Below are 12137 nucleotides of genomic sequence, written 5' to 3'. Positions count from 1 at the left end.
CTCGTCGTCAGATGTCGCGGAAGGTCTCGATCTGCGCACCGAGGGCGTTCAGCCGCTCGGCCAGGTCCTCGTAGCCACGGTTGATGACGTACACGCTGCGCAGCACGGAGGTGCCCTTGGCGGCGAGCATGGCCAGCAGGATGACGACGGCCGGTCGCAGCGCCGGCGGGCACACGATCTCGGTCCCGCTCCAGTGCGTCGGTCCGTCGACCAGGACCCGGTGCGGGTCGAGCAGCTTGACCCGCGCGCCCAGCTTGTTGAGCTCGGTCAGGTAGATCGCGCGGTTCTCGTAGACCCAGTCGTGCAGCAGGGTCTGACCCTCGGCCGTGGCGGCGATGACCGCGAAGAACGGCAGGTTGTCGATGTTGAGGCCCGGGAACGGCATCGGGTGCACCTTGTCGATCGGTGCCCGCAACGACGAGGGGTGCGTGGTGATGTCGACGAGCCTGGTCTGGCCGTTCTCGGCCGGGTACTCCTCGCTGCGGTCGTAGTGCAGTCCCATCTCCTCCAGGAGGGCGAGCTCGATCTCCATGAACTCGATCGGGACGCGGCGCACGGTGATGCTGGACTGCGTGACGATCGCGGCGGCGATGAGGCTCATCGCCTCGATCGGGTCCTCGCTCGGCGCGTAGTCGACGTCGGTGTTGATCTTCGGCTTGCCGGTGACCCGCAGGGTCGTCGTGCCGATGCCCTCGATGCCCACGCCGAGCTTCTCGAGGAAGAAGCAGAGGTCCTGGACCATGTAGTTGGGGCTCGCGTTGCGGATCACGGTCACGCCGTCGAAGCGGGCGGCGGCCAGCAGCGCGTTCTCGGTGACGGTGTCGCCGCGCTCGGTGAGCACGATCGGCCGCTCCGGCCCGACGCCGCGGGCGGCGTCGACGTGGTAGCTGCCCTCGGTGGCCACGACCTTGAGCCCGAACGGGCGCAGTGCCGTCATGTGGGGCTCGACGGTGCGCGTGCCGAGGTCGCAGCCGCCGGCGTAGGGCAGCTCGAACTGCTCCACGCGGTGCATGAGCGGTCCGAGGAACATGATGATGCTGCGGGTGCGCCGGGCCGCGGCCTCGTCCATCGCGGCGAGGTCCAGCTCGGCCGGGACGACCAGCTCGAGGTCGCCGTCGTCACCCAGCCAGCGGGTGCGCACGCCGATGGAGGACAGCACCTCCAGGAGCCGGTTGACCTCCTCGATCCGCGCGACCTTGCGCAGGATCGTCGTTCCCTCGTTGAGCAGGGACGCGCAGAGCAGCGCCACACCGGCGTTCTTGCTGGACTTGACGTCGATCGAGCCCGAGAGCCGCGTGCCGCCCTTGACCCGCAGGTGGCTCGGGCCGGACGTGCCGACGCTGACGATCTCGGAGTCGAGCGCCGTGCCGATGCGCGCGATCATCTCGAGGGTCAGGTTCTGCTGGCCCTTCTCGATCCGGTTGACCGCGCTCTGGCTGGTGCGCAGCTGCGTGGCCAGCTCGGTCTGCGTGAGACCGCTGTGCTGACGCGCGTCGCGGATGAGGGTGCCGATGCGGGCGAGGTAGTCGTCTCGTGAAGTCACCTGACCACACTATCTCAGTTGTGAGATAAGACAACGACGGTCAGGTCACCTCCGCGGGGGCCGACGTGCGACGAGCGCCACGACCACGCCGAGCACGGCCAGGACCCCGCCGAGCAGGCCCAGAGGGGACACCGCGACGTCGGGATCGACCACCTCGACGACCTCCGCCGCGACGACCTGGCCGGCGATCGAGCACAGCCCCAGCACGAGGACACCGTGGATCTGCACGGCCACGGCGGAGATCGCGATGAAGCCGACCCCGAGGACGCCGCCGACGTAGTACCACCACTGCGTGGGGAAGCCGTCGATCCGGCCGGGGAGGGCCAGGCTCACCACGAGCAGCACCAGGAGAGCGGCCGTGCCGACGACGAAGTTGTTCCACGTCGTCGCGAGAGGACCGCCGATCGCCGAGACCCGACCGTTCAGCGCCTGCTGCACCGCCTGCAGGCACCCGGCCACCAGCGCCAGGGACGCCAGCAGCAGGGAGAGCCCGAGCTCGGTGCCGTGGAGGTCGCCGAGCACCTTGACCGTGACCGCGGCGACGGCGAACAGGGCGGCGATCGCCCGCGGTCGGGACGCGGCCTGCCGGCCGCCCGGTCCGAGCCCCACGTGGTCGACCACGAGCGACGCCACCGACTGACCGGCCGTGAACGCCACGATGAACAGAGCCACCCCGATGATGCCGACGGCGATGCCTTGGCTCGCCACGAAGAAGGCCCCGCCGAGGCCGCCGAGCAGCTCGACCGGCCGCAGCCTGCGGAGCCGCAGGGCGTCGCGCACCCGCAGCAGCCCGGCCCGTCGGCGCGGGTGCGACAGGACCACCAGCGTGAGCAGGAGGAAACCACTGCCGAAGCTCACGACCGCGGCCAGGGCGCCGGCCCGCAGACCGTCACCGAGCTGGCCGGCGAGCGAGCCGTTGACACGCGACTGCAGCGTGACGAGCGCACCGACCAGCAGCATCAGCGGGACCGTCATGGCCCGCAGGAGGGGGCGTTCCACCTCAGGCGTCGAGGGTGTCGCCGGGGGCGAGGCGGTGCGCCTGCTCGGCGTCGACCCCGCCGTGGTTCACGGCGTGGTTCCAGTACAGGTCGTAGGCGACGTCGGCGATGGTCGCGTCGTGGATGGGCAGGAAGCCGCGCGGCGCGACGCCGGACAGGAAGGCCACCGTGTCGCTGATCCTCGCCCAGGGGGCGCTGAGGGGCAGCGCCAGCAGGTCGACACCGGCCGGGGTCGACTCGTAGGAGTCGCCGGGGTGGAAGAGCGTGGTCGTCCCGCCGTCGCTGCTCGGGCCCTCCACGAGCACGCCGACGTTCGCGACCACCGGGATCGAGGGCAGGATCGTGGCGTGCCGGGCACCGACGCCGGTGAGGGTGATGTCGCCGACCTGCGTGACCACGCCGTCGGCGTGCGCGCGCCACGGTCCGCCCTGCTGCTCGGCGGTCTCGGGATCGGCCAGGAAGACCGCCCCCGGGCTGGCGGCCACGACCTCGGCGGCGCGCGCCGGGTGCAGGTGGTCCGGGTGCTGGTGGGTGACGACCACGGCGTCCAGGTCGCTCAGCTCGAAGGCGGCGTCGAGGCTGAACGCGCCCGGATCGACGAGCACCCTCGCCCCCGACGTCTCGAGCAGGAGGGCGGCGTGTCCGAGTCTCGTGATCCTCACACGCCCATGATGCACCTGCGCCGATCCGGACGCAGCGCGGTGTCGAATGGCACACATGGGCTGGTACGCGGACGCCACGGCGCTCCTGATGAACCTCACCGCACCGCTGACGGTGCGCTACGGCGACGCCCTGCAGATCTCCGGCGCCGACGTCGAGGACCCCGAGACCTGGCGGGTGCCGACCCGGCACGGGACCGTCCGCTGCTACGTCTACCGACCCACGGCAGGCCGGCACGCGGCGCGCTCCGGGGACGCCCCCTCGGCGCCAGGCGTCTACGTGCACCTGCACGGCGGGGCCTTCCTCATGCGGCACGCGGCGATGGACGACTTCTTCGCCCGGCACGTCGTCGCCACGACCGGTGCGGCCGTGGTGAACGTGGACTACGACGTGGCGCCGCGACACCGGTACCCGGTGGCGCACCACCAGGCGCACGACGTGGTCGAGTGGGTCGCCCAGAACGCCGGGACGCAGGGCCTCGACGGACGCCGCCTGGTGGTCGGCGGCTTCAGTGCAGGCGGGAACCTCGCCGCGTCGGTCTGCCTGCAGGCCCGGGACCAGGGGCACCAGCCGGCGCGTCTGCAGCTGCTCGGCGTGCCGTCGCTCGACGTCTCGACCACCCACAAGCCCGCCACGGTCCCGCGACCGATGATCAGCGAACGGACGGTCCGGCTCGTCCGCGCGACGTACTTCAAGGACGCCTCACGCCGCAGCGAGCCGTACGCGTCACCCCTGCTCGCCGACGACCTGCACGGGCTGCCACCGGCGCTCGTCGTCACCGCCGAGCACGACGCGCTGCGGGCCGAGGGGGACGCCTACGCGCGGCGTCTCGCCGACGTGGGCATCCCGGTGGAGCACCACGTCGTCCCCGGTCAGGACCACTACTTCCTCGACCCGGCGGACCTGCGCCAGGCGCGTCGCTGGATGGACCTCATGGCCGACGCGATCGCACGGGCACTCGTCTAGGACGGCACGTGCGGACGGTCCTCACCGCCGATCTACCCTGGGTCCGTGACCGACGCCATCTACGCCCGCGAGGTCGGCGACACGGGGGAGCGGGTCGTCTTCCTGCACGGACTCTTCGGCCAGGGCCGCAACTTCACGCAGGCCGCCAAGGCGCTGCAGCCCGAGCTGCGCTCGCTCCTCGTCGACCTGCCCAACCACGGCCACTCCGCGTGGACCGACTCCGTCGACTACGTGGACGTGGCCGACCAGGTGGCGGCGTTCCTGAGCGAGCGGTGGGCGTCGGGGGGTCGCACCCACGTCGTGGGGCACTCCATGGGCGGCAAGGTCGCCATGGTGCTGGCCCTGCGTCACCCGGACCTCGTGGACCGACTCGTCGTGGTGGACATCGCCCCTGCTCCGAGCGACGGCGCCGGGGAGTTCGAGCACCTGCTGGACAGCCTGGCCTCGCTCGACCTCGACACGCTCGCGCGGCGCGGCGACGCCGACGAGCAGCTGCGCGAGCGGATCGACGACGACACGGTGCGCGGGTTCCTCCTGCAGAACCTGCGATCGATCCCCCCGAGCGAGGGCGGAGGGTTCCGCTGGATGGCGAACCTCGCCCTCCTGCGCCGGGACCTGCCGGTCATCGGCGGCTTCCCCGAGATCGACGGGACCTTCGACCGGCCCGTCCTCTGGCTCGCGGGGGAGCGGTCGGACTACGTCGGCGACGACGACGCCGAACACATGCGCACCCTGTTCCCCCGCACACGCCTCGTGACCGTGAAGGGCGCCGGCCACTGGGTCCACTCGGAGAAACCGGACGCCTTCGCCTCGGCGCTACGGACCTTCCTCCTGGCCTGAGCCGTCAGTGCCGGTCCTCGAGACCGACCGCGTCGCGCAGGCGCTGCACCGACTCGCCCAGCCGTTCGTCGTCGCGCGCCCGTGACTCCATCAGGTCGGCCAGCGCCTCGGCGATCACGTTGAGCTTCTCCTGCGACGCCTCCTCGGCCCGCCGCCCGGCGTTCTCCAGCAGGGCGAGCAGGAACAGCGACTGGACGCTCGCGACGGTGTGGATCGCGACCTGCCACGCCTTCAGGTCGGCCCAGAGCGGCAGGCTGACCGCCCACGCCACCACGATGCCGGCGCACACCAGGAAGAACGGAGCCCGGGTGACCACCGACTCCGCCGACTCCACGAAGCGGTCGAAGACGGACCGGTCGTCGCCGCCGCGGGCGGCCTCCTCAGTACCCATGACGGCACGCTAGGGCGTGCGGCGCTCCCGCGCAGCAGGAACGACGAGCGCGGACGGGACCAGCAGGGCGGCCACCACGAGCAGCGCCTGGAGCGTGCCGGAGTGCTCGCCGACGAAGCCGACCAGGGGCGGGCCGGCCAGGAAGGCGGTGTACCCGATCGTGGAGACCACGCTGACCCGGGCCGCGGCGCGGCGCGGGTCGTCGGCGGCGGCGCTCATGCCGACGGGGAACCCCAGCGAGGCGCCCAGGCCCCAGAGCAGGATGCCGACGACCGCGAGCTCGGGGACGGGCGCCAGGACGGTGAGCAGCACGCCGACGAAGGCCAGTCCCATCGTCGACCAGAGCACCGTCACCCGACCGTGGCGGTCGAGCAGCGCCGGGCCCACGACCCGGCCCAGCGTCATCGCCGTGACGAAGGCGCCGAAGCCGAGCGCACCGGCCCAGTCCGGCACGTCGTAGCCGTCGACCAGGGCCACCGCCAACCAGTCGTTGGCCGTCCCCTCGGTGAAGGCGAGAGCCAGCACCATCAGGCCGATGAGCAGCGTGCGCGGCTCCGTCCAGGCCGACGCGGACCGTGCGCCCTGCGGATCCTCGCCGTGGTCCTCGTGGCCGGGCAGGAACGCCCGGACCGCCGCGAGCGCGCCCACGAGACCGATCGTGCTGGTGGCCGCGAGATGGACGCGCAGGTCGAGGTCCAGCGCCGCGGCACCGGCGCCCAGCCCCGCACCGACCACGGTGCCGAGGCTGAAGCCTGCGTGGAAGCGGGGCATCACCGTACGACCCATGTGCTGCTCGACACGAGCGCCGTGCAGGTTCATCGCCACGTCCCACGCACCGATGCCGAAGCCCATGAAGGCCATCGGCACCGCGGCGGCGAGCGCGACGCCCGACTCCGCCCCGGCGGCCGCGGCGGTCTGCGCCAGGGCGACGACGACCGCGGACACGGCGACCACGCGGGCGGCGCCGAACCGGTCGCACAGGGCTCCGGCGAGCGGGAGGCCGGTCAGCGACCCGGCGGAGATCGCGAGCAGGAGCAGGCCGAGCTGGGCAGGGGACAGCCCGAGCGCGTCACGGACCGCGGGGAGCCGCGCCATCCAGCTGGCGAACATGAACCCGTTGAGGGCGAAGACGACGGCGACGGCGTTGCGCGCCGCTCGGACGGCGGGCGTCACGTGTCACGCCCCGGGCGGGGTCGCGCCGCGCGGGGCCAGGCTCCGCAGGACCACAGCGCCCAGAGCACGAGCAGCGGCTGGAAGAGAAGGCGGACGAGCCGCGCGCGGTCCGTGTCGAGGCCGAACGCGTCGACCCCCTCCACGTACTGCGCGACGTTGCCCGGGAAGACCAGGACGAACAGGGTCGCGACGAGCAGCCCGACGAGCGCCCGCCGTGCCGCCGGTGCCAGCAGCACCGCCAGACCGAGGACCAGCTCCACCGCACCCGACGCGAGCACGGTGAGGTCCTCGTCGACCGGGAACCACGACGGAACCTGCGCACGGAACTCCTCGCGCGCCACGACGTGCGCCACCCCGGCGAGGACGAGGAAGGCGCCGAGCAGCACGCGGGCGACGTGCTGGACCACACGGTGGGGAGTACTCACCGCACGAGGATGCCAGGTGGCTCGCCACGGCTCCGATGCTGGGCGCGGACGGCAACCGGCGGTCCCGCGGATCGCTAGCCTGGGCCCATGGCCCACACCGCCGACACCCATGACGTCATCCGCGTGCAGGGCGCCCGCGAGAACAACCTCCAGGACGTGAGCGTCGACCTGCCCAAGCGTCGGCTCACCGTGTTCACGGGGGTGTCGGGCTCGGGCAAGAGCTCGCTCGTGTTCGGCACGATCGCCGCGGAGTCCCAGCGCCTCATCAACGAGACCTACAGCGCGTTCCTGCAGGGCTTCATGCCGTCGCTCGCGCGGCCCGAGGTGGACCACCTCGAGGGGCTCACGACGGCGATCATCGTCGACCAGGAACGCATGGGCGCCAACCCGCGATCCACCGTCGGCACCGCCACCGACGCCAACGCGATGCTGCGGATCCTGTTCAGCCGCCTCGGCGACCCCTTCGTCGGCCCGCCGACCGCCTTCGCGTTCAACGTGCCCACCCGCACCGCCAGCGGCGTCATGCAGACCGAGAAGGGCGGCCGGGTCGAGAAGCGCGTGGCGCGCAAGGAGGTCTACCTCGGCGGCATGTGCCCACGCTGCGAGGGGATGGGGTCGGTCAACGACTTCGACCTCACGGCCATCTACGACGCCGGCAAGACCCTCGCCGACGGCGCGCTGCTCGTCCCGGGCTACAGCATGGACGGCTGGTACGGCCGCATCTTCGCCGGCGCCGGCCTGCCGATGGACACGCCCGTGGGGGAGTTCACCCAGGACCAGCTGCAGACGCTCCTGCACGGCGAGCCCACCAAGATCAAGGTCGACGGGGTGAACCTCACCTACGAGGGCGTCCTGACCAAGGTCAAGAAGTCGATGCTGAGCAAGGACCTCGAGGCCATGCAGCCGCACGTGCGTCGGTTCGTGGAGCGTGCGGTCACGTTCACGACCTGCCCCGACTGCGACGGCACCCGCCTCACGCCCGAGGCGCTCTCGTCCCGCATCCGGGGCAGGAACATCGCCGACCTCTGCTCCATGCAGGTCAGCGACCTGGCCGAGTGGCTGCGCGAGCTCGACGAGCCGTCGGTCGCACCGCTGCTCAAGGGCCTGCAGCACCTGCTCGACTCCTTCACCGACATCGGCCTGGGCTACCTCTCGCTGGAGCGCCCCGCCGGGACGCTGTCGGGCGGCGAGGCGCAGCGGACCAAGATGATCCGGCACCTCGGGTCGTCGCTGACCGACGTCACCTACGTCTTCGACGAGCCCACCATCGGCCTGCACCCCCACGACATCGAGCGGATGAACCGGCTGCTCGTGCAGCTGCGCGACAAGGGCAACACCGTGCTCGTCGTCGAGCACAAGCCCGAGACGATCGCCATCGCCGACCACGTCGTCGACCTCGGACCCGGAGCCGGCTCGGGCGGAGGGACCATCTGCTTCGAGGGCGACGTCGCCGGACTGCGGGCCAGCGACACCGTGACGGGTCACCACCTCGACGACCGCACCCGGGTCAAGGACACCGTCCGCCGGCCCTCCGGCCACCTGGAGATCCGCGGCGCCGACACCCACAACCTGCAGGGCGTCGACGTCGACGTGCCACTGGGCGTGCTCTGCGCGGTGACCGGCGTGGCCGGCTCGGGCAAGAGCTCGCTCGTGCACGGCTCGATCGCAGGGCGTGACGGGGTCGTCGTCATCGACCAGGGCGCCATCAAGGGGTCCCGACGCAGCAACCCCGCCACCTACACGGGCCTGCTCGAGCCGATCCGCAAGGCGTTCGCCAAGGCCAACGGGGTGAAGCCGGCGCTGTTCAGCTCCAACTCCGAGGGCGGCTGCCCCACGTGCAACGGCGCCGGCGTGATCATCACCGAGCTGGGCGTCATGGCGACCGTCGAGTCGCCGTGCGAGGAGTGCGGCGGCCGTCGGTTCCGCGCGGAGGTGCTCGAGCACACCCTCGGGGGCAAGGACATCGCCGAGGTGCACGAGATGTCGATCATCGAGGCGGCGGCGTTCTTCGCCGAGGGGGAGGGGCGCGTCCCCGCTGCCCAGAAGATCCTCGCGCGCCTCGTCGACGTGGGCCTGGGCTACCTGACGCTCGGGCAGCCGCTCTCCACCCTCTCCGGCGGTGAGCGCCAGCGGCTGAAGCTGGCCGCGCAGATGTCGGACGCCGGCGAGGTGTATGTGCTCGACGAGCCCACCACCGGCCTGCACCTCGCCGACGTCGAGAACCTGCTCGGGCTGCTCGACCGGCTCGTCGACGACGGTCGCTCGGTCGTCGTGATCGAGCACCACCAGGCCGTGATGGCCCACGCCGACTGGATCATCGACCTCGGTCCGGGCGCGGGCCACGAGGGCGGCCGCGTGGTCTTCGAGGGAACCCCGGCCGAGCTGGTCGCCGCCCGCGCCGGTCTCACCGGGGAGCACCTGGCCGGCTACGTCGATGCCTGACGGCGCACCCCGAGGGCGGGCCGTCGGCGCGATCGTCCTCGCCGCGCTGTGCTTCGCGACCACCGGGACCGCGCAGGAGCTGGCTGACGTGGCCGGGTCGCCCGTCGCCGTGGGGCTGGCCCGCATCGCCCTGGGCGGCACCCTCCTGGCCCTGGGAGCGACGTGGCTGTCCCGGGGCCGGGCGACCGGCGTCGCTCCACCGTCTCCCGCCGGCGCGAGGATGCCCGCCTGGGTGGTCGTCGCCGTCGGCGCCGGAGGAGTCGTGGCCTACCAGCCCACGTTCTTCGAGGGCACGGCCCGCAACGGCGTCGCCGTGGGCACCGTCGTGGCGCTCGGGTCCGCACCGGTCGTGACGGGGGCGCTCGAGGCGGTGCTGCGCCGTCGCGTGCCCGGCGTCCGGTGGGGCGTGGCGACGACCCTCGGCATCGTGGGCGTGGTGCTGGTGTCGGGCCTCGCGTCGGGGTCGGCGGTCGCGGGCTCCGCGGTGGGGTGGTCCGTCGGAGCCGGCGCCTCCTACGCGCTGTACACGCTCGCGGCGAAGGAGCTGCTCGGCCGCGGCTGGTCGTCGGGCCGGACCATGGGGGTCCTGTTCGGCACGGCCGGCGTCGTCAGCCTCCCCGCCCTCGTGCTGCTGGCCGGTCCATGGCTCTGGAGCGGGCCCGGGCTCCTGCTGGTGCTGTGGCTCGGCGTGGTCACCACCGCGGTCGCGTACCTGCTGTTCGGCTGGGGGCTGGCACGCCTGCCCGCCGCCGACGTCGCCACGCTGACGCTCGCCGAGCCGCTCTGCGCCACGGTGCTGGGTGTCGTCGTGCTGGGGGAGCGGGTCGGCGCCGTCGCGGGCCTCGGCCTCGTCGTGCTGGCGTGCGGCCTCGCGGTGCTCGCCACGGCACGCACCGACCCGTCACGCCCCACCCGGGGCCGGTCCGGTCTCAGAGCGGACGCTTGAGCCCCAGGTGGCTCGCCTCGTACCCGAGGCGCTCGTAGAACCGGCGGGCGTCGACGCGCGACGTGTCGGTCGTCAGCTGGCTCAGCACGGCACCGCGGGCACGTCCGTGCTCGTGCGCCCACTCCAGCAGGGCACCACCGAGCCCTCGGCCGCGCCACGCCGACGCCACCCGCACGGCCTCGATCTGCAGCCGTGTGGCGCCGCCCCGTGACAGCCCGGGGATGACGGTCAGCTGCGCGGTGGCCGCCACCGTGTCGCCGTCGCGCACGACCACGAGCAGCTGGGACGGATCGCGCACCAGGGCGTCGTAGGCGTCCTCGTAGGCGGTCGCGTCGGCCAGCTCGCGTGTCGCGCCGATCGGGTCGTCCGCGAGCAGCGCGAGGATCGCCGGCACGTCGTGCCGCTCGGCCCGTCCCACCTGGAGCAGCGCACCGTCGACCTCCAGCGTCGCCCCGGCGTCGCGCGCAGCGCGGCGGATCTCGTCGACGACCTCGTCCAGCCACCCTCCGACGCTCGCCCGCGCCTGCTCGGTGTCGGGGTAGCGGCACCGCAGGTGCATCCCCGCCTCGTCGAGCACGAACCAGACCATGACGCCGTCGGTGCGCCCGGCCGCGCTCACATACTGGGCCTCGAGCCCCACGTGGTCGACGTGCACCGGCAGCCGCCGCAGGTCCAGCCACGAGATCGCGAACATCCCCGGCGACTGCGGCATGCCGCCCCAAGGCGCGAACACGTCCTCGAGCGGCCACGAACCGAGTCCGATGGCCTCCTTCACGGCCGCGGCGCACGCCACGGGGTCGGCGTCGGGGGAGTCGAGGACGGCGTTGGTGATGAACCACCCGACCGAGTCGTGCCACGTGTCCTCGTACCGGCTGTGGACCGGGAACACGGCGCGCAGGGGAGCGTCGGCCAGGTCGCGGGTGACCTGGGTCAGGGCCGAGGTCACGAGCGCGAGCGTCGACACGGTGCGGGCGCGCGCCCCTCGCGACAGCCAGGCGAGGGCGTCGACGTCGAGCACGTCGCGCAGCTCGACCCGCTCGGGAACCGGTCGCTCCACGTCGCCCAGCGGGAGCGGGAAGCGCGGCATGGTGTCGCCGCACGCCTCGATGACCTCGTTCCAGCGCTCGCGCACCGACTGCGGTGCGCGCTCACGCTCGACGAGCGCGGCGGTGTGGTCGGCGAACGGTCGCGCCGGAGCCGCGTCGTCGAGGGTTCCGGCGAGCGCGCGCTGCAGGTCCCGCACGACGACCAGCAACGACCACATGTCGACGTGTGCGTGGTCCGCGGCGACCACGACGGTGGGCCGGTCGTGCGACTCGACCACGCACAGCCGGTGCGAGGGCGACGAGAACGGCGTGCAGTGCTCGTCGAGCACCCCACGGATCGCGTCGCTGAGCCGCGTGCCGGGACCCACCGGGTGCTCCCGCCACCGCCCGGGACCCAGCTCGACCTCGTGCAGCGTGGGACCGGTGTCGGGCCCGTCGGAGGGGGCGGGGGAGAAGACCGTGCGGAGCGTGCCGTGGCGCCGGACCACCGACAGCCAGGCCGCCGCCAGCGTGTCGCGGTCCACGTCGGGCGGGCGGAAGGTGATCGCCATCCACGACCCGGCACGGTCGCCCAGGCCCACGTGGCGAGCCTGGTCGAACGAGATCGGCAGCTGCTCGCCGACGGGTCCGACGTCGAGGTCGTAGCCCACGATGCGACCGAACGGCAGCCGGAGGTGGGCCACATGGGTCAGCCGCATGCGGCTCAC

At 72.8% G+C, this 12137-nt stretch carries 11 protein-coding genes; 4 read left to right on the top strand and 7 right to left on the bottom strand.

Annotation, left to right across the window (positions count from 1 at the left end; translation table 11 throughout):
• Positions 1-7: 7 nt before the first annotated feature.
• The 3 genes from ASF37_RS00500 to ASF37_RS00490 are packed head-to-tail and all read right to left on the bottom strand — an operon-like array spanning position 8 to position 3203.
• Positions 8-1543, bottom strand: a complete 1536-nt coding sequence (locus ASF37_RS00500) for a UDP-N-acetylglucosamine 1-carboxyvinyltransferase (RefSeq protein WP_055968263.1) — start codon at positions 1541-1543, stop codon at positions 8-10.
• Between the two features lie 45 nt (positions 1544-1588).
• Positions 1589-2518, bottom strand: coding sequence for a DMT family transporter (locus ASF37_RS00495; protein ID WP_082506365.1), 930 nt, complete (start codon positions 2516-2518; stop codon positions 1589-1591).
• A 25-nt stretch (positions 2519-2543) separates the two neighbouring features.
• Positions 2544-3203, bottom strand: coding sequence for an MBL fold metallo-hydrolase (locus ASF37_RS00490; protein WP_055968265.1), 660 nt, complete (start codon positions 3201-3203; stop codon positions 2544-2546).
• Between the two features lie 55 nt (positions 3204-3258).
• On the opposite strand from ASF37_RS00490, the gene ASF37_RS00485 reads away from it, so the two are divergent.
• Both ASF37_RS00485 and ASF37_RS00480 read left to right on the top strand, forming a co-directional pair.
• On the top strand, positions 3259-4167 hold the full coding sequence (locus ASF37_RS00485; protein ID WP_055968267.1) for an alpha/beta hydrolase: 909 nt from the start codon (positions 3259-3261) through the stop codon (positions 4165-4167).
• 45 nt (positions 4168-4212) lie between these two features.
• Complete coding sequence (locus ASF37_RS00480) at positions 4213-5007, top strand: alpha/beta fold hydrolase (RefSeq protein WP_056578507.1); 795 nt, start codon at positions 4213-4215, stop codon at positions 5005-5007.
• 4 nt (positions 5008-5011) lie between these two features.
• On the opposite strand, the gene ASF37_RS00475 is transcribed toward ASF37_RS00480, so the two are convergent.
• The 3 genes from ASF37_RS00475 to ASF37_RS00465 are packed head-to-tail and all read right to left on the bottom strand — an operon-like array spanning position 5012 to position 6996.
• Positions 5012-5398, bottom strand: coding sequence for a low affinity iron permease family protein (locus ASF37_RS00475; RefSeq protein ID WP_055968271.1), 387 nt, complete (start codon positions 5396-5398; stop codon positions 5012-5014).
• Between the two features lie 9 nt (positions 5399-5407).
• Positions 5408-6571 carry an MFS transporter gene (locus ASF37_RS00470; protein WP_055968273.1) on the bottom strand — a complete coding sequence of 388 codons (1164 nt, stop codon included), beginning with the start codon at positions 6569-6571 and terminating at the stop codon, positions 5408-5410.
• The gene (locus ASF37_RS00465; protein WP_056554675.1) at positions 6568-6996 is read right to left on the bottom strand and encodes a hypothetical protein; all 429 of its coding nucleotides are present in this window, start codon (positions 6994-6996) and stop codon (positions 6568-6570) included. The genes ASF37_RS00470 and ASF37_RS00465 overlap by 4 nt, the downstream gene beginning before the upstream one ends.
• 87 nt (positions 6997-7083) lie before the next feature.
• Between ASF37_RS00465 and ASF37_RS00460 the strand changes: the two genes are divergently transcribed.
• Positions 7084-9438, top strand: coding sequence for an excinuclease ABC subunit UvrA (locus ASF37_RS00460; RefSeq protein WP_056578504.1), 2355 nt, complete (start codon positions 7084-7086; stop codon positions 9436-9438).
• Positions 9431-10384, top strand: a complete 954-nt coding sequence (locus tag ASF37_RS00455; RefSeq protein ID WP_055968279.1) for a DMT family transporter — start codon at positions 9431-9433, stop codon at positions 10382-10384. Before ASF37_RS00460 ends, ASF37_RS00455 begins: the two co-directional genes overlap by 8 nt.
• Here the strand turns inward: ASF37_RS00455 and ASF37_RS17530 are convergent.
• Positions 10368-12128 (bottom strand): GNAT family N-acetyltransferase, encoded by a 1761-nt coding sequence (locus tag ASF37_RS17530; RefSeq protein WP_056573130.1) that lies wholly within the window; start codon positions 12126-12128, stop codon positions 10368-10370. The genes ASF37_RS00455 and ASF37_RS17530 overlap by 17 nt on opposite strands.
• Positions 12129-12137 lie beyond the last annotated feature (9 nt).

It is taken from the genome of Aeromicrobium sp. Leaf289, assembly GCF_001423335.1.
In the GTDB taxonomy this organism is placed as follows: domain Bacteria; phylum Actinomycetota; class Actinomycetes; order Propionibacteriales; family Nocardioidaceae; genus Aeromicrobium.
Note: the sequence above shows the minus strand (reverse complement) of the source record. Positions and strands in the feature narration are given on the sequence as shown.

Coding starts and splice junctions, on each gene's coding strand:
- ASF37_RS00460 (WP_056578504.1), top strand. CDS start 7,084: ATGGCCCACACCGCCGACACCCATGACGTCATCCGCGTGCAGGGCGCC.
- ASF37_RS00495 (WP_082506365.1), bottom strand. CDS start 2,518: ATGACGGTCCCGCTGATGCTGCTGGTCGGTGCGCTCGTCACGCTGCAG.
- ASF37_RS00475 (WP_055968271.1), bottom strand. CDS start 5,398: ATGGGTACTGAGGAGGCCGCCCGCGGCGGCGACGACCGGTCCGTCTTC.
- ASF37_RS00485 (WP_055968267.1), top strand. CDS start 3,259: ATGGGCTGGTACGCGGACGCCACGGCGCTCCTGATGAACCTCACCGCA.
- ASF37_RS00455 (WP_055968279.1), top strand. CDS start 9,431: ATGCCTGACGGCGCACCCCGAGGGCGGGCCGTCGGCGCGATCGTCCTC.
- ASF37_RS17530 (WP_056573130.1), bottom strand. CDS start 12,128: ATGCGGCTGACCCATGTGGCCCACCTCCGGCTGCCGTTCGGTCGCATC.